The 17175-nt window shown below is 45.1% G+C and carries 14 protein-coding genes and 1 riboswitch; of the genes, 9 read left to right on the plus strand and 5 right to left on the minus strand.

Annotated features, from left to right (window positions below; genetic code table 11):
• The first annotated feature begins 54 nt into the window (after positions 1-54).
• Complete coding sequence (locus FR741_RS22810) at positions 55-2712, plus strand: alpha-amylase family glycosyl hydrolase (RefSeq protein WP_167427786.1); 2658 nt, start codon at positions 55-57, stop codon at positions 2710-2712.
• 85 nt (positions 2713-2797) lie between these two features.
• Here FR741_RS22810 and FR741_RS22815 read toward each other — a convergent pair whose 3' ends face one another.
• Positions 2798-3955: a D-alanyl-D-alanine carboxypeptidase family protein gene (locus FR741_RS22815; protein WP_006740788.1), complete on the minus strand. Its 1158-nt coding sequence runs from the start codon at positions 3953-3955 to the stop codon at positions 2798-2800.
• Between the two features lie 210 nt (positions 3956-4165).
• Between FR741_RS22815 and FR741_RS22820 the strand changes: the two genes are divergently transcribed.
• Both FR741_RS22820 and trhO read left to right on the plus strand, forming a co-directional pair.
• Entirely contained in the window at positions 4166-5461 is a 1296-nt protein-coding gene (locus tag FR741_RS22820) for an alpha/beta fold hydrolase (RefSeq protein WP_167427787.1), read from the plus strand.
• Between the two features lie 464 nt (positions 5462-5925).
• Positions 5926-6906, plus strand: a complete 981-nt coding sequence (gene trhO, locus FR741_RS22825; RefSeq protein ID WP_085342522.1) for an oxygen-dependent tRNA uridine(34) hydroxylase TrhO — start codon at positions 5926-5928, stop codon at positions 6904-6906.
• 70 nt (positions 6907-6976) lie between these two features.
• Here the strand turns inward: trhO and FR741_RS22830 are convergent, their stop codons facing one another.
• Positions 6977-7282, minus strand: a complete 306-nt coding sequence (locus FR741_RS22830) for a DUF6482 family protein (RefSeq protein ID WP_005397804.1) — start codon at positions 7280-7282, stop codon at positions 6977-6979.
• A gap of 108 nt (positions 7283-7390) precedes the next feature.
• Between FR741_RS22830 and FR741_RS22835 the strand changes: the two genes are divergently transcribed.
• The 3 genes from FR741_RS22835 (at position 7391) to gbpA (ending at position 11395) form a co-directional block, all read left to right on the plus strand.
• Positions 7391-8872 carry an FAD-binding domain-containing protein gene (locus tag FR741_RS22835; protein WP_167427788.1) on the plus strand — a complete coding sequence of 494 codons (1482 nt, stop codon included), beginning with the start codon at positions 7391-7393 and terminating at the stop codon, positions 8870-8872.
• An 80-nt stretch (positions 8873-8952) separates the two neighbouring features.
• Positions 8953-9453 carry a fasciclin domain-containing protein gene (locus FR741_RS22840; RefSeq protein ID WP_167427789.1) on the plus strand — a complete coding sequence of 167 codons (501 nt, stop codon included), beginning with the start codon at positions 8953-8955 and terminating at the stop codon, positions 9451-9453.
• A gap of 272 nt (positions 9454-9725) precedes the next feature.
• Positions 9726-9826, plus strand: a riboswitch (cyclic di-GMP riboswitch).
• A 105-nt stretch (positions 9827-9931) separates the two neighbouring features.
• Positions 9932-11395: an N-acetylglucosamine-binding protein GbpA gene (gene gbpA / locus FR741_RS22845; protein WP_167427790.1), complete on the plus strand. Its 1464-nt coding sequence runs from the start codon at positions 9932-9934 to the stop codon at positions 11393-11395.
• Between the two features lie 53 nt (positions 11396-11448).
• Here the strand turns inward: gbpA and FR741_RS22850 are convergent, their stop codons facing one another.
• Together FR741_RS22850 and FR741_RS22855 are read right to left on the minus strand one after the other, a co-directional pair.
• Complete coding sequence (locus FR741_RS22850; RefSeq protein WP_048625429.1) at positions 11449-12321, minus strand: patatin-like phospholipase family protein; 873 nt, start codon at positions 12319-12321, stop codon at positions 11449-11451.
• A 179-nt stretch (positions 12322-12500) separates the two neighbouring features.
• On the minus strand, positions 12501-13142 hold the full coding sequence (locus FR741_RS22855; RefSeq protein WP_005397799.1) for a MarC family protein: 642 nt from the start codon (positions 13140-13142) through the stop codon (positions 12501-12503).
• A gap of 195 nt (positions 13143-13337) precedes the next feature.
• Between FR741_RS22855 and nfsA the strand changes: the two genes are divergently transcribed.
• On the plus strand, positions 13338-14060 hold the full coding sequence (gene nfsA / locus FR741_RS22860) for an oxygen-insensitive NADPH nitroreductase (RefSeq protein WP_167427791.1): 723 nt from the start codon (positions 13338-13340) through the stop codon (positions 14058-14060).
• Between the two features lie 65 nt (positions 14061-14125).
• Here the strand turns inward: nfsA and FR741_RS22865 are convergent, their stop codons facing one another.
• Positions 14126-15019, minus strand: coding sequence for a hypothetical protein (locus FR741_RS22865; RefSeq protein ID WP_167427792.1), 894 nt, complete (start codon positions 15017-15019; stop codon positions 14126-14128).
• A gap of 455 nt (positions 15020-15474) precedes the next feature.
• Between FR741_RS22865 and FR741_RS22870 the strand changes: the two genes are divergently transcribed.
• Both FR741_RS22870 and FR741_RS22875 read left to right on the plus strand, forming a co-directional pair.
• On the plus strand, positions 15475-16593 hold the full coding sequence (locus tag FR741_RS22870) for a polysaccharide export protein (RefSeq protein ID WP_006740798.1): 1119 nt from the start codon (positions 15475-15477) through the stop codon (positions 16591-16593).
• A gap of 130 nt (positions 16594-16723) precedes the next feature.
• Entirely contained in the window at positions 16724-17164 is a 441-nt protein-coding gene (locus FR741_RS22875; RefSeq protein ID WP_031780663.1) for an arsenate reductase/protein-tyrosine-phosphatase family protein, read from the plus strand.
• The last annotated feature ends 11 nt before the right edge of the window (positions 17165-17175 follow it).

Below are 17175 nucleotides of genomic sequence, written 5' to 3' on the forward strand. Positions count from 1 at the left end.
TTTCAAACCTTTGCTTTATCGTTTCTGCATTGCTGCATAACGGAGGCAAATACTGTGTTTGAAACTCTACCTAACCCAATGAATAAAATAAAAATACTTCCTTTCGCGATCGCTCTTGCCCTTTCTGGCTGTGGAAGCGACGAAACCACACCAGTCGATACAGGCAGCCACGTGGCATCCCCTGATTGGCAAGATCAAATCATTTACTTCCTGATGATCGACCGTTTTAACGACGGCGACAGCGCTCTTAATGATCAAGGGCAAAACGAATTCGATCCAACTTCGGATAAAAAATTCAGCGGCGGCGACCTCGTTGGCGTGAGTGATAAGTTAAGCTACATCGAAACTCTCGGTGCCACATCGATCTGGATTACTCCGCCAGTTGCTAACCAATGGTGGGATGCGGAGCAAAACTACGGCGGCTACCACGGGTACTGGGCGCGCGATTTCCAAAAAGTGGATGAGCACTTCGGCGACCTAGAAAGCTACCAAGCGTTAGCACGCGAAGTGCATGCGCGTAACATGTTCTTAATTCAGGACATTGTGACCAACCATGTAGGCAACTTCTTCACATACGATGATCCTTACAGTTATGATCCAAGCCTACCTTGCCAAGGCTTCCGTTTGATTAAAAATGCACTACCCGCCGGACAAGAGCTGCCGTACCCACTCAACATGAACGAGTGTAAAACAGACGGCACAGGCAGCTACCACTGGACGCCAACCATCACCGACCACAACGATTCGGTACAAGAAAAAACCTGGCAGCTATCTGATTTGGATGACCTTAATACGTCCGACCCTGAAGTACGCGCTTATCTAAAAGAGAGCTACCGAAAATGGATTCGCGAAGTCGGCGTCGACGGATTCCGTATCGATACGGTGAAGTTTGTTGAACACGATTTCTGGAACGATTTCCTACACGCCGACGATGGTGTGATGACGCAAGCGGTTGATACTGGTCGCGATAACTTCCTGACCTTTGGAGAAGTCTTCGAAACATCTACGCCTTACAACACCGAAGGCGAAGAGAAGATGCTGACTTACATCGGTGAAAGTGGCTCGCCGAAACAGCTAACCTCGGTACTGAACTTCCCATTGCAAGCGACCATGACGCGCGTATTTGCATCAGGGCAACCGACCGACTATTTGCGTTTCCGTCTTGAGAAAATGATGGAGATGTTCCCGAATCCATACATCATGCCGAACTTCATTGATAACCACGACATGCCGCGCTTTCTGTCGCAAGGTAGCGTGAATGACATGAAACAAGCACTGATCACCATGATGAGCGTACCGGGTATTCCTGTGATTTACCAAGGTACAGAACAGGCGATGTCAGCGGCGCGTGATGCGATGTTTGCTGGCGGTTACCGTGAAGATGGCAACTACGTAGACTCGTTCGACCAAAACAGTGAAATGTACTTGTTTATTCAAGAACTTGCCAAGCTACGCACTGAAAACAAAGTTATGACACGTGGCGAAATAAAAGTGATTGGCAGCGATAAAGCGGGCGCGGGCGTCTTCGCCTTTACTCGAACGTTGGATAACGACGAAGTCTTGGTTGTGATGAATACATCCAACTCGCCGATGTTGATGAACCAACTCGATGTAGAACAAGTTGGCGGCACCGTCTTCAAACAACAAATCATGTCGAACTGGGCAAACGCTCCAGAGCAGTTAGTCGCAGATGAAAATGGTCACGTAACCCTTGAGCTACCAGCCAAATCTGCCGTGATTTACTCGAAAACTAACGACACCCAATCGGTAGATACACCAGACCTCAACATCCAACTAGCGCAGGATTGGGAAGGACAAACCATCACTGGTGATATTGTTATCGCGGGTAGTGCGAACGCCAACGAGAAGTTGAACCTTGTCGTCGATGGTAACTTGGAAACAGCACAAACCATTACTGTAGGCGCTGATGGTCAGTTTAGCGTCACGCTGTCGACTAGTCACTTTGCTATTGGCGAACAACAGCACCGCTTCGCGATTTATTCCACCGAGAAAAAAGCAGGCATCGAGGACGTGAATTTTGTCTCGAAACTAAGCTGGTCAAACACGCCGGATGACACCATTGATGATGCAGGCGATGCACAAGACGGCATGGGCGGTCCTAACGGTAACTACTCGCTACCAACCGATCCAACGTTCGACAAAGACAACAGCCAACTCGCAATCAACAAAGCGGAGATATTTACCGTCGGCAGTAACGTGCGCTTGACCTTCACCATGGACAAAATCACCGATACTTGGTTGCCGCCAAACGGCTTTGACCACGTTGGTTTCACCATCTTTATTGATTTACCTGAAGAAGCCGCAACTAACTTGTCTGAGCTACCGAAGATCAACGCTTCTATACCAAGCGGAACGTGGAGTCGTAATGCGGTTGTTTTTGGCTGGCAAAGCTCGATTTACAACACCAAAGGAGCAAATGCGACGACATGGGGAAAAACCGTAACACCAGCACCAACAGTGACAGTAGACAAAGCCAACAACACCATTTCAATGGACTTTGCTAGCGATGCACTAGGCCGCCCAGAGTCGCTCGATGGTATCCGCTTCTATGTCACGACTTGGGACTTAGACGGCCTTTCAGCAACTTACCGTCCGCTAGAACAAAACAAAGGCCCTTGGAGCTTCTCCGGTGGCGCATCGGATGAAAGTAAGATTTGGGACGATTTACCAATCATCACCTTGTCGGAATAAACCGTTAAATAAGACACCGCCCAGCGTTTAGCTGGGCGGGTCATCAACCAAAGAATGCAGAAAGACACTTCTGCTCGTTTTTATTTTAGTTAAAGAACGATTTCACCCACAGCACCAAACTGTCCCAAAGCTGAGCGAACCACGAGCCCTCTTCTACCGCTTGGCTGCTGACCAAGGGATAACTCGCCACGGTACTGTCATCGCTTTTCCAAACGACCTTACCAATCTCATCCCCTTGCGCGATCGGTGCAATCAATGGTTCATTTAACACCACACTCTTATCAAGCCCAGCCGTCATTGAACGAGGCAGAGTGAGATAGGCATCATTAGCGAAGATCGCCTCAACTTGATTGGCATTTCCCTTCCAAACGCGAACTTTAGACTCAACCTGCCCTTGTTTGGCAACTTGTTTGGTGTCATAAAAACGAAAACCATAGCTGAGCAAATTCTTGGATTGGCTCGTTCGAGCCTGTTTACTTGGCGTGCCCATCACTACCGAAATCAACCGCATTTTCCCTTCTTTGGCGGAGCTCACCAAACTGTATCCCGCATTGCTGGTGTAACCGGTTTTGCCCCCGTCGACGTCAATGGAATTGTCCCACAGTAATTTATTGCGGTTGTACTGCGTAATGTCGTTCCACTTGAAGACTTTCTCACTATATAGCGCATACACAGCGGGAACATCGTTGATGATCGACTGCATGAGTTTTGCCATATCGGTGGGTGAGGTTTGGATGCCTTCACTATCGAGACCATGGGAGTTTACAAAATAAGTGTCTTGCAGCCCTAACTTCTCCGCCCAGCCATTCATCAAGGCGACAAAGCCGCGTTCACTGCCAGCAACGTGCTCAGCCAGTGCAACGCACGCGTCATTACCCGATTGGATGATCACACCGCGCATTAAGTTCGCAACACTAATTTCATCTTTCGGTTTGATGAACATTTTAGAAGATCCGGGAAACTTGGCCGACCACGCGTTTTCGCTCACGGTGACAACATCATCCCATTTCAAACGCCCCGCTTTGATTTCTTGTCCAACGACGTAAGCGGTCATCAACTTGGTTAAACTAGCCGGAGCAAGGCCTGCTCGCCCGTTATGCTCGGCAATAATGGCACCGGATTGAAAGTCCATTAATACGTAACCTTTCGCCTTTAATTGAGGTGGGTTGGGCGTAACAACGGCAAAAGTAGGTACGCTTATTAAACAAGTCACAATAATCCATCGAGCTAGTGACACTTTCATCCGACTTCCTCCATGCTCTCACTTTGTCGCAACTCTATTGAGCATAGCTCACTCAACCAGTTGCACCAGTCGCTAATCGTTTCATTTTCTTGAACTTACATTGATTTGACCAAGGTATAGAACTGACGAAGCGATTTGGAAATAGCATTGGTTCTTCACGCCATTCGCAGTAAAGTAGCGCTACCCCTCAATAAGGAAATAAAGATAACAATGAACGCTCAATCATTTATCGACGCAGGATTGCATTACACTCCCCACAGTTTTACCGTTCCTCTGGATTACCAAGACGTGAGTAAAGGCACCATTGAAGTCTTCGCTCGTGCGGTTTGCCTAGTTGGCGATGAAGAATCGACCAAACCTTGGTTGGTTTACTTTCAGGGCGGGCCAGGCTTTCCCTCTCCGCGTCAAAACGGCAATAACGGCTGGGTAAAACGCGCGCTGCAAGAGTACCGAGTTTTGCTTCTCGACCAGCGCGGTACGGGCAATAGTTCGATGGTTAATCATCAGACTCTGGCTCATTTCACGCCGCAACAACAGGCCGAGTACTTAAGCCACTTCCGAGCGGATAACATCGTGCGCGACGCGGAATACATTCGTGAGCAATTTGGCGTCGAAAAATGGGCGATCTTAGGTCAAAGCTTTGGTGGTTTTTGCTCCCTCACCTATTTGTCTTTGTTCCCAGACAGCTTGCTACAAAGCTATATCACGGGTGGCGTGCCATCAGTCTCGCGTCATGCCGACGATGTGTATGAAGCCACCTTCAAACGCACCATGGAGAAAAACCAAGCGTTCTTCCAGCAATTTCCAAAAGCGCAACAACTCTGCCAAAACATTGCGAATCACTTGCAGGAAAACGAAGAGTACCTACCAAATGGTCAACGCTTCACGGTGGAGCAATTTCAGCAAATCGGCATCAACTTTGGTGTGAGTGATACTTTCTTGCCAACTTACTATTGGCTAGAAAGTGCATTGATTGAAGTGAACGGCAAACAACAACTTCGTTATGAGTTCTTGAACGATATGTTGGCGCAGCAAAACTTCCAAACCAACCCGATCTACGCCATTTTGCATGAATCGATTTACTGCCAAGGTTTTGCGTCGAATTGGAGTGCGCACCGCGTTCGCCAAACCCGATTAGAGTTTAATTATGAATCTGGTAAGCCATTTTACTTTACGGGGGAAATGGTCTTCCCATGGATGTTCGACCAATACGTTAACCTCAAGCCACTAAAAGACGCAGCAGAAATATTGGCAGCGAAAGAAGATTGGACTGCGCTGTACGATCAAACACAACTGGCTCAGAACAAAGTGCCTGTCAGTTGCGCCGTTTACGCCGATGATATGTTTGTTGAAATGGATATCAGCCGAGAGACGCTCGCGTTAATACCAAACTCAAAAGCGTGGATCACCAATGAGTACGAGCACAACGGTTTACGTGCCGACGGTGAACGTATTCTCGACAGTCTCATAGCCATGGGCAAACAGACCGCAGCTACGTTGAAATAAGCACGGCAGACGTTAGAAAAGCGCCTTTTCAGTATGTGGTGAAAAGGCGTTTTATAGCGGTTTATGAACAATGGCGATCAGTCATTCACTCTTTGTCCCTAAACCTTTATCCCTCACAACCTCATGTATAAAACTGCGACATGTCCTTTCCTTGTCAATGACTCCGGTGATTACTTGGTGCTTCTTGCGCCTAACTTTTTTGAAGGGCCTAAAACGGAATAACAGCATAAATTTAAACCAAAAGTATCGGCTCCAACCTACCTAACCTACTATAATTAATGCTTATAATTTGAACACATAGCGACTTCACCTGCGGACATGCTCCCCCTATCAAAGACCGCCAGGCCCCGCCTACTCATAATATCCGTATAATTTGTCCGTATTTCCGACTAGTTTAGTCAGGTATACTTCGTGCCGCTAAAATTTTAAGGTCGTTGACCACCTGTATTTTTAAAGGAAACCTCATGAGTCAGTATGTAGTTTGTGCGCTGTACAAGTTTGTTGAGCTGAATAACTATCAAGAGCTACGCGAGCCATTACTTGCGTTGATGGAAAAACACCATATTCGCGGAACATTACTACTGGCAAGTGAAGGTATCAACGGTACAGTTGCATCTGATCGTGCAGGTATTGATACGCTACTGGAGTGGCTAAACAACGAACCTCGTTTGACTGGCACCGTATACAAAGAGTCGTATTCTGAGACCCAGCCATTCAATCGCACCAAAGTGAAATTGAAAAAAGAGATCGTAACATTAGGTGTTGAAGGTATAGACCCTCGCCACGTAGTGGGTACTTACGTGAAACCTCAAGAGTGGAACGATCTTATTGCTGATCCTGAAGTGTTTGTTGTCGATACACGTAATGATTACGAAATCGAGATCGGCACATTCAAAGGCGCTGTAAACCCAAATACTGAAACCTTTCGTGAATTCCCAGACTATGTAAAAGAAAACATGGACCCGGAAAAGCATAAGAAAGTGGCGATGTTCTGTACCGGTGGTATCCGCTGCGAAAAATCAACTGCTTACATGAAAGAACAGGGCTTTGATGAGGTCTACCACTTAGAAGGCGGCATTCTTAAATATCTTGAAGAAGTTCCTCAAGAAGAGAGCATGTGGGAAGGTGACTGCTACGTTTTTGATGGCCGTGTTGCAGTAAACCACCAGCTAGAAAAAGCAGATTACGACTTATGTAACGCTTGTCGTCTACCGATCACTGAAGAAGACAAACAGTCAGAATTGTTCGAGCAAGGCGTGAGCTGCCCGAAATGTCACGGCACACACTCAGAAGAACAAATTGCTCGATTCCGCGAACGTGAAAAACAAATTGTTCTTGCAGAACAACGAGGCGAGCAGCATGTTGGTGGCGAAAGTGCCAAGCAAAGAGAAGCTCGACGTGCCGCTAAGTACGCACAAAAAGAAGCTCAGCGTAAACAAGACTAAGCTCGACTCTAATTCTATTTTAAGCGAGCTGCCGTAAGGTGGCTCGCTTTTACTATGCACCAACACTCTTTCAATACAATTTTGTATCCCTCACCAAAACCTCTAGTTGATTGTCTCTTTTGCCTTCGGGTAGCCCCACCATCTCATCATAAGCACTTTTATGTACTAAAACCTGCTTATTTGCTTTGATATTCTTGCACTTCTTTTGCATCTCGATAAGGGAATGAGCCCTCAAAAAAATACCGTTGTCATCAGTGATGAATTGCGCTTTTCCATCAACTACGACAGATGCTTGATACAATGCTAGATCAAGCGAGTGAATGATCAATTTATCTACGTAGAAGAACTTTTCTAACTTACTCAGTGGTATCGACATGTCTCACCTCCTTGTGAGCAATCTCTACGTTTTAATGAACAAAACCGATCATTAGGTGAGATCTCTTCGGGTCATTTGCGTACAACATCGGAAACAAAGAGGATTCCGATGAAAACAATCAATGTCGTGTGGTTAAAACGAGATTTAAGACTGACTGACCACCAGCCCCTAACACAAGCATTGTCGTCAAAGCACCCAACGGTACTTTTATATATTGTTGAACCGTTGCTGTTAAACAACCCTCACTATTCTGAGCGTCACTGGCGATTTGTTTGGCAATCATTGCAAGACATGAATGAAACGCTCAAAGCCTATGGACACCGCATCACGGTTCTGTTTGGCGATGCCTTAGCATGTTTTCAATCAATTCAAATGCAATATCAAATCAACGCTGTGTTTGCTCATCAGGAAATAGGGCTCAACTGCACCTTTGAGCGCGATAAGCAAATTGCCGACTGGCTGCATGAGCAGAACATCACGTGGTTTGAGTTCGAGCACGGTGCTGTTATTAGAGGAGCAAAAGACCGGCAGGGTTGGGACAAACATTGGGATTTGGTCATGAGAGCCTCCATAAGCCCTCTTGAGCTGCAAACCAACTTGTTGCATTCATTGGATGCAGAATCACTCGGCTGCGCGTTTTCGCCACCTTCATCCTGGCTATCAAAATGCAAAGGAATGCAAACGGGAGGAAGCCAACTCGCTTGGAAAACACTGGAGGACTTTTTCAATCGTCGAGGTCGTGATTACTATCGAAGCATTTCTAGTCCCACAGCCTCACGTACAGCCTGTACTCGCCTTTCTCCATACCTCGCTTGGGGTAATATATCCTTGCGTGAAGTTTATCAGTACCTAATGAAATACTGGCAAGTCTCTGGATTTCGTCGCAGCTTAATTGCATTGTCTTCACGGCTTCATTGGCACTGTCACTTCATCCAAAAATTCGAATCGGAATACGACATGGAGTTTTACTGCGTTAATCGGGCTTACGAGCCATTGATTAAACAAAGTAGTACTTTCGATGAAGAAAAGTTAGCAGCATGGAAATCCGGGCATACTGGCGTACCTTTGATTGATGCCTGCATGCGCTGTTTGCACCACACTGGTTACATTAACTTTCGCATGCGTGCCATGCTGGTTAGCTTTCTTACTCACCACATGAACATGGATTGGCGAGTAGGTGTAACGCATTTAGCGCAACTATTCCTCGACTTTGAGCCTGGTATTCATTACCCACAATTCCAAATGCAAGCCGGGGTAACTGGGACCAATACAATCCGGATTTACAACCCGGTTAAGCAAGCCCAAGAACATGACCCTGATGGCGCGTTCATCTATAAATGGGTGCCTGAATTGCAAATGGTCCCCACCCCACTATTGTTCGAGCCCTGGAAAATGACACAGATGGAAACCGTCATGTACCACTTGAAACCGGATAGCCATTACCTAGCGCCTATTGTCGACCTAAATAGCGCAGCTAAAGACGCAAGGGAGCGTCTATGGACATGGCGCAAACGGGCCGATGTAAAACAAGAAGGCAAACGGATTTTAACGCGACACGTGAGACCATCGAAAGAAAGCAGGGCTCGTTGATCATCTCTTCATTTAGATACGTACAAACGGAGACATTCTCTAGGGAAACCGTTGTACCCTCAACTCGTAAGGAACACATTATGTTTAAACGTATCTTGGTTATCACGGCTACATTGATGGCGACTTTATCTTTTATGCTTCCCGTCAAGGCTCATGAGCATGGCATGATGAAGGCTGATATTGTCGACGTTGCCACTGAAAACGGCTCTTTCAATACACTTGTCGCTGCAGTGAAAGCGGCTGATCTAGTCGATACACTCAAAGGAGAAGGCCCATTTACTGTTTTTGCACCAACGGATGACGCTTTTGCAAAACTGCCTGACGGTACAGTCGATATGCTCTTAATGCCGGAAAAGAAAGACAAGTTAGTATCCATTTTGACTTATCACGTCGTCCCAGGGAAAGTAATGGCTGCCGATGTTGTTAAGCTGGACAAAGCGACTACGGTTCAGGGGCAAGACGTGATGATTAAAACCATGGGTGATAAAGTCATGGTCAACGATGCAAATGTAATGGCAACCGATGTGAAAGCTAAAAACGGCGTCATTCATGTTATTGATACCGTCATTATGCCTAAATAAAATGATTCAGAGGGCGGTATATTCCGCCCTTTAAACGGTGCTTCTTCTATCCTTAATACTGCCCCTTCCCACCTTCGACCCAACAACCAATCACTCATTCACTCCAGCTATAGAAAAGACAAAAACAACATGAAAACCAATACCTTAGAAACAAAACAGCACAATATCAATGAGGTTGGCGTACCGTTACCTTTCAATTTGAGAACATGATTCCATGTCAGTGTCGTTTACTTTTCCACATGTAAATTCTTGAGCTAAATTTTGGCTGCTCAATCACATTTCGGCAAACCACTCGAAAGGGTGGGACGCAAAGCTTCCGGTCTGTCAGCATTCCATCATCAAAAGTAATGCTCATGATAGCGGGGTTGCCATGTTGCAACACTACATTATCCAAAGTATGGATTCATGCAGCGTTGCTTCGTGCTCAGCATGCGCCGAGGTGTGACATTAATTTGTCAGCCATAACAGAGGACATGTGATGAAATCCTTTCCAACCAAATCCGTACTTACGTTAGCACTTGCAAGCATTAGCTCAGGTGCTGCGGCTCACGGCTACGTATCAGAAACCAATGATGGTGTCGCTGCAAGTCGCGCGGCACTATGTAAGTATCCAACACCTGATACTAACGAAAAAAATAATAACTGCGGTGCCATTCAATACGAGCCACAAAGTGTTGAAGGTCCTGATGGTTTTCCACAAACAGGGCCTCGCGATGGAAAAATAGCAAGTGCCGAAACCGCTCTAGCTGCCGCTCTTGATGAACAAACTGCCGACCGCTGGGTGAAACGTCCTATTCAATCAGGTACACATACTTTTGAATGGACATTTACCGCTAACCATGTGACGCGTGACTGGAAATATTACATCACCAAACCTGATTGGAACCCAAATGCCTCACTATCACGCGACTCGTTTGATCTGACTCCTTTCTGTGTAGTCGACGGCAATATGGTTCAACCTCCAAAACAGGTGAGCCATCAATGTAATGTGCCTACGCGCGAGGGGTATCACGTCATTCTGGCGGTATGGGATGTTGGCGACACAGCGGCTTCATTTTATAACGTGATCGATGTGAAATTTGATGGTGACAGTCCAGTCATTCCAGATTGGACGCAAGGCGGTCAAATTATTCCGACGATGGATTTAAATGTTGGAGATTCGGTTTATACACGCGTATTTGATCAGGCGGGTGAAAACATAGCTTATCGAACCGAGCTAGAAATTACCGATGCAGTCATGGGCAAAGCGAAAAATTGGTCTTACGCTCTAGCAACGAAGATCAACCAAGAGCAAACTAAACTGCAAGCTGGACAGTATGCCGAGGATAAATTCACTCCTGTTTATGGTACTAACCCGGTGTACCTGCAAGCTAATAGCGGCCTTGAGCGTGTAGAAATCGGCTACAAGATAGAAACTCCCGCTCCAGAGTACTCACTCACAGTAGATGGCTTAACAGACGAGTATATCATTGAGTCAACACCGACAACGTTGGATCTGACACTAACTGCTGAAGGCGATTTAAACGCAGAACTCACCGTGTACAATCACCACCGTGAGCCACTTGCAAGCTGGGCAGATGAAATGAAAGACGGTTCGGTGGAGGCTGTATCGCTCGCTTTAAGCAAATCAGAGCCTGGTCACCATATGCTCGTGACTCGTATTAAAGACAAAGATGGCAACTTGGTGGATCAGCAAACGCTCGACTTTCACTTAAAAGAAGAGTCAGTAACGCCACCACCATCTGGCGAGTACGATTTTGTCTTTCCTGAAGGGCTATCTAGCTACACAGCGGGCACAAAAGTGCTTGCAAGCGACGGTGCCATTTACCAATGTAAACCCTTCCCATACTCTGGTTACTGTGTACAGTGGAAAGAAAGCGCAAACCAATACGAACCAGGAACAGGTTCACACTGGGAAATGGCTTGGGACAAAGTCAACTAAATCGCCCTTTGAACGTTAAGTAAAAAGAGCCTCGCTATGAGGCTCTTTCATTATCAAACGCAAAAATGGCAGTTTTCCCGATCTAAACCATGAACACCTGACAAATTAGCCAAATGAGCCCGCCCTTCAATCAGCCCCATTTCATAACCTTCCAATAGAACGTTTTGTCGCATTGATAAGCGCTGAACAGGAAAATTATCTGGTGGTGCAATCACTCTGACATGCGTTCCCGGTGGAGGGTTACGAATAAATTCCAACGATTGATTGTAGTTATCTGCACGTCTTAACATCGCGTCCGCCATTTTAGGATGTTCGGCAAATAACTTCTTCATCAGCCATGTGGTTTTTACTGGCTTCTTGGCATAATTTAGCGGGTGAGAAAGCACAACGGTTATGTCGCGAGCCCCGCGACGATAAGCCTCACGCACCGGGATAGAATCTGCAACCCCACCATCGGTATAGCAGCCTCCAGAAAAGCAAGGGGTGTGCTTGTATGCAATGGGTAACGCTGTTGTCGCTTCAATCGCATGATGAAAATTATCACGCGTCACGCGATAATAGTCTGCCTGTCCTGTATCTACATTCGTCGTCGCTGCCAGAAAAGGAATGCCATTAAACAGTTTATTTTCATCGACGGGATACAAACGATTAGACTCTTCAAACAGCCACTTCACATCAATGAGATCCCCACCTTTAACGAATCGAGTCGGATCAAAAAAGCGTTTACTCGTTGCCAGCTTAGTAATGACATTGATGCTGCGATGCGGATAGTCGGTCAAATAACCAATCAAGTTTGATGCGCCAGCAGATACGCCAATGGCAAAATCAAACGGTTTATAGCTCTGCTCTAAAAATGCATCTAGCACTCCGCTTGCGAAGACACCTCGCATCGCGCCACCTTCCACTACAATTGCTTTTGTTGCCATATTTCCCCCATTATTCTTGCCAAAAGAGTAATGAAATTCGTGCAATCAAAACAATTGAATATTCTTATTATTGAAATAGGTGAAGTCTATTTATTTCTTTCTTAGAAAGTGAAAACTAAAGTTCAAAAAATCCACACCAGCTAGAAATGTAGGTGTGGATTTAGACGAGATGGAGACGCCTATGAGAAAACAGTTTTATAGGCTTCGCCCGCGCCATCAATAAACATTTGAGTACCGATAACCGCTAGGATTAAGCCCATCATTTTCGTCACGACGTTCAGAGCACTCGGTCCAACTGCTTTGACCAATTTGTCTCCAAATAAAAACAGTATATAGGTAATAACACACAACACAGCAAAAGAAACGATGGTAATAATGGTTTGATCAAAACCACCCGCCGTAGCAAAGTTCATCGCGGTAGCAATCGTTCCAGGCCCTGCTAATATCGGCATTGCAAGTGGAGAAACGGCAATGCTCAACGCCGCCTGCTGCTGCGCTGGAGAATACGCTTTCTCCTTAGTTTTCTGATGCGTCGAATCACCTTGAAGCATATTAAAACCGATCAAAAACACCAAGATACCGCCCGTTATTCGCAAGGCGTACAGCGTGATACCAAACAAATCAAAAATTAATTTACCGGCGATCGAAAATATCGCAATGATGACAAATGCAATAAAAACCGAACGAAGCGCCATGGAACGCACGGTTTCTTTATCCTCATCAGCCGTTAAACTCAAAAAGATAGGAATATTGGCGATGGGGTTCATGATCGCAAAGAAGCCCATAAACACCGTGACTGTATGAACGATGAGTTCTTTCATATTTTCCACTGCAGTTAAATTGTTGATTCTAAAAACAGTATATACGCTCTCAAGCAGAACGAGTGATGTATTCTCTATTCATCTTCACACTTATGCGCTAAGCATTGTTTTTCTTTTGAGATAGTTTACCGACTCATCAAATATCGCTAAGGTGAGGCTTCAGCCTTTACATGTAACAGGGGATGTTAAGTCACCATGAACAGTACGATACAAACAATTCTCAATCACCGCTCAATTCGAAAGTTCACCTCACAACCTATTGAGAGCGAACAATTAGAAACGATTCTACAAGCTGGCCTCGCGGCGTCTTCATCAAGTATGTTGCAAGTCGTCTCAATTATCCGCGTGACTGATAAAGAAAAGTGTACGCTATTGGCACAATATGCGGGGAATCAAGGGTACGTTGAAAGCGCTGCTGAGTTTTTGGTGTTTTGCATTGATTACCAGCGCCACGCAAGTATCAATCCTGATGTGCAAGCTAATTTCACCGAGTTAACACTTATCGGTGCTGTTGATTCTGGCATCATGGCACAAAACTGCTTACTTGCAGCAGAGTCTATGGGACTAGGAGGCGTGTATATTGGTGGCTTACGAAACAATGCTCAAAAAGTCGACGAGTTATTAGGCTTACCTAAAAATACAGCCATTTTATTTGGTATGTGTCTTGGTCATCCAGATCAAGCCCCTGAAGTTAAGCCACGTCTACCTGCTCATGTCGTGGTGCATGAGAATCAATATCAAGACCTAAATTTGGATGATATTCAGGCTTATGACCAAACCATGCAAAACTACTATGCAAACCGTTCGAGCAATCAAAAACAAAGCACTTGGTCACAAGAAGTCACCAGTAAACTAGCTGGCGAATCACGTCCGCACATCCTGCCTTACTTAAACAGTAAAGGGCTCACTAAAAGGTGATGAACACAGTACGATAGGATCAAAAAAGGCCTCTGAAGAGGCCTTTTAATTATCAGTACAGTTAATTAGTTACCGCCTGAACCACCTGATGGCGGATCAACAGGATCAACTGGTTTGCCTGGCTTCGCATCTGGAATCGGTGGCACTACCGGTTTGAAATCATCTACAGGTTTTCCTGCTTCGATCTCTTTTTCAACCTGGTTAACAACATCTTTAGTATCTTCTTCAGATACCTCTACGTAAATAACATCACCAGAATCATTTTTAGGGTAATTTGGGTTCTTCTTAATTACCTCTTCAGTTACAGCTTTGGCTGCTACTGAAATTGCTTTCGGAGAAGCCGTAGGGTTCGCTTTAATGACATCTGAAACTACATTCGCTGTAGCAACCAGTTTAGTCGCTAATGCTTTTGTTGCAGCATCACCACTCTCATCTAACTGCTTAACTACACTTTCAGTATTGCGAAGCAAATCATTAACTGAAACGCCCATCGCATTGACATCAAGACCTAAATCAGCAAACACTTGCTCTGCAACCTCTGGCGTGTAAATTGCACCTTCTTCCAAAGTATCCGTTACTAGAGTAGTAAACGGTGAACCTGTTACAGGTGCATCTGCTTGCGCTAGACCTTTTGGAATTTTGTAATCAGTTGTAATACGTTTACCATTAGATGCATCTACACTCTTATCAGTGTGCTTTAATGTGAAAGTACACTCACTTGGAGCACTAACTACGTCTATGTGACTAATGCGCGCATAGCCAACCATACCTTTGTAGTTTGTTGTCAGTTCATCAGCCTTACCTTTTAAATCTCCACCACAGTCGTAAGAGACTTCCATGCCGATAACAGCTGGATCATAAGCCTGTACTGAGTATGTTTTTACCTCAGGATCGCTGTCACTACCACAACCTGCTAGTAGGACTGCAGCCACACTTACCGTTAAAAGTTTGATTTTCAAAATTAGCTCCAATATTTGTTGTTATATCCGACCGCAACAGGAAGCATAACGGCAGTTGCATATGGTGTAAATAGGATGCATACAACTTTGGCATGAGTTTTTTCACATTCCTGCCTGTTTACATGTGCAAAATCATGCATTCATCTCAATAACGCTAAATAGACATAATTTTGTCATGTATTCGTAAGTATTTTTTAAGTATGTAGTTGCCTTTATTGCAACCAGATGGATAATGGTTGACTATTTTTGTGGGGTAGATTTTTCACCTTCATAAATGAAACTAAGAGCTCTAAGTCGCTAGCAGCCATTTGGAGTGTTTATTACACAAATAATTCTGAATGGACTCGCTTTCTAAAGGCTTAAAACTGCAGTAAATCGTCAACATTGATGAAATGCAGTTCAATTAGAATGAATCAATTTCAGTCGGCAAACTTTCTTTCGGTAGTTATAAACCAATGAACACATTTAATAAATTTTTGGGGATATCAGTACTTCCTATCCTTCTTACAGGGTGTACTCTGCCTGGTAGCCACCTTTCGGTCAGTGACAAAACAGTAATGAGCACTGAATCGAGTGATATAGAATCGCAGGTTACGGTTTATCCTTTAACTTTGGAGCGAGTGACCTCTTTAAATTCAATAGATCCTTTTTCAAAGCCAAATCCAGAGTTAGATATTGAAATCGCCAAGTATGAATACGAAGTAGGACCTGGTGATATCTTAAATATTACTATTTGGGACCACCCAGAGCTCACGATCCCAGCTGGCTCATATCGTAGTTCAGCCGAAGCAGGTAACTGGGTGCATTCGGATGGCACGATCTTCTACCCTTACATTGGCGTTGTACACGTTGAAGGTAAAAACGTTCGCCAAATTCGTGCAGACATTGCCAACCGTCTTGCAAAATACATTGAGAGCCCGCAAGTCGATGTAAGCGTTGCAGCATTTCGCTCTAAAAAGACTTATGTGACTGGCGAAGTGAACAAGCCAGGGCAACAACCAATCACAAACATTCCTCTTACACTTCTTGATGCCGTGAATAGAGCAGGCGGACTGGCAGCCGAAGCCGATTGGCGTAATGCAACACTGACGCGAAACGGTGTCGTTGAAAACGTCTCTTTGTATGCTCTGATGCAACAAGGCGACTTAACTCAAAACCGTCTTCTAAAGCCAGGTGATATTGTTCATATTCCCCGTAACGATGCACAAAAAGTATTTGTTATGGGCGAAGTTAACGATCCGAAGCTACTCAAAATTGATCGCAGCGGTATGAGCCTTACTGAGGCTCTAAGTAGCGTTGGTGGCATTAATGAAATCTCTGCCGATGCCACTGGCGTTTTCGTCATCAGACGTTCAAAAGAAGAAGCTAAAATGGCGGACATCTATCAGTTAGATGTTTCTGATGCTTCTGCTTTGGTGATTGGAACAGAGTTTGATCTCAACCCATACGACATAGTCTATGTAACAGCTGCGCCTGTTAGCCGTTGGAACCGCGTTATTGCTCAACTTGTTCCAACCATTTCCGGCTTTAACGAATTAACCGAAGGTGTACTACGAGTACGCACTTGGCCGTAAAAACGACATGCCGCAAGAAAGTTATCTCTTGCGGCATGCATTCAATAGTTACGTAGCTCAATTGTGCAATATAAAGAAGCAAGCAATTCAGTTGGGATCATAGGCATACAATTTAAAATAGGGTAAGCATTTGTTTTCTAATATTCTTGTCGTCTGTGTAGGCAATATTTGCCGCTCTCCAACAGGAGAGCGGCTTTTGCAGTCTTTACTACCAAACAAACATGTCGCGTCAGCGGGAATCGCGGTGGATAAAAGTCATTTAACAGGAAAGGCTGCTGATGATATGGCAACCACCATCGCGAACGAACATGGCGTAAGCTTAGATGGACACGAAGCACGACAATTAACACCTGAGCTTTGCGCTCAATACGATCTGATATTGGTTATGGAAAAAGGTCATTTAGAAGCCTTAACCAAAGTCGCTCCTGAGGCACGAGGCAAAACGATGCTGTTTGGACAATGGATAAGTGAAAAAAACATTCCTGATCCATACAGACAAAGTAGAGAAGCCTTCGAACATGCTTATACGCTTATAGAAAAAGCAGCAAAAGCGTGGTCTCAAAAACTATAAGCCGCAAGGCT

Source organism: Vibrio diabolicus, from assembly GCF_011801455.1.
Classification (GTDB): domain Bacteria; phylum Pseudomonadota; class Gammaproteobacteria; order Enterobacterales; family Vibrionaceae; genus Vibrio; species Vibrio diabolicus.

Coding starts and splice junctions, on each gene's coding strand:
- FR741_RS22815 (WP_006740788.1), bottom strand. CDS start 3,955: ATGAAAGTGTCACTAGCTCGATGGATTATTGTGACTTGTTTAATAAGC.
- FR741_RS22820 (WP_167427787.1), top strand. CDS start 4,166: ATGAACGCTCAATCATTTATCGACGCAGGATTGCATTACACTCCCCAC.
- trhO (WP_085342522.1), top strand. CDS start 5,926: ATGAGTCAGTATGTAGTTTGTGCGCTGTACAAGTTTGTTGAGCTGAAT.
- FR741_RS22830 (WP_005397804.1), bottom strand. CDS start 7,282: ATGTCGATACCACTGAGTAAGTTAGAAAAGTTCTTCTACGTAGATAAA.
- FR741_RS22835 (WP_167427788.1), top strand. CDS start 7,391: ATGAAAACAATCAATGTCGTGTGGTTAAAACGAGATTTAAGACTGACT.
- FR741_RS22840 (WP_167427789.1), top strand. CDS start 8,953: ATGTTTAAACGTATCTTGGTTATCACGGCTACATTGATGGCGACTTTA.
- gbpA (WP_167427790.1), top strand. CDS start 9,932: ATGAAATCCTTTCCAACCAAATCCGTACTTACGTTAGCACTTGCAAGC.
- FR741_RS22850 (WP_048625429.1), bottom strand. CDS start 12,321: ATGGCAACAAAAGCAATTGTAGTGGAAGGTGGCGCGATGCGAGGTGTC.
- FR741_RS22855 (WP_005397799.1), bottom strand. CDS start 13,142: ATGAAAGAACTCATCGTTCATACAGTCACGGTGTTTATGGGCTTCTTT.
- nfsA (WP_167427791.1), top strand. CDS start 13,338: ATGAACAGTACGATACAAACAATTCTCAATCACCGCTCAATTCGAAAG.
- FR741_RS22870 (WP_006740798.1), top strand. CDS start 15,475: ATGAACACATTTAATAAATTTTTGGGGATATCAGTACTTCCTATCCTT.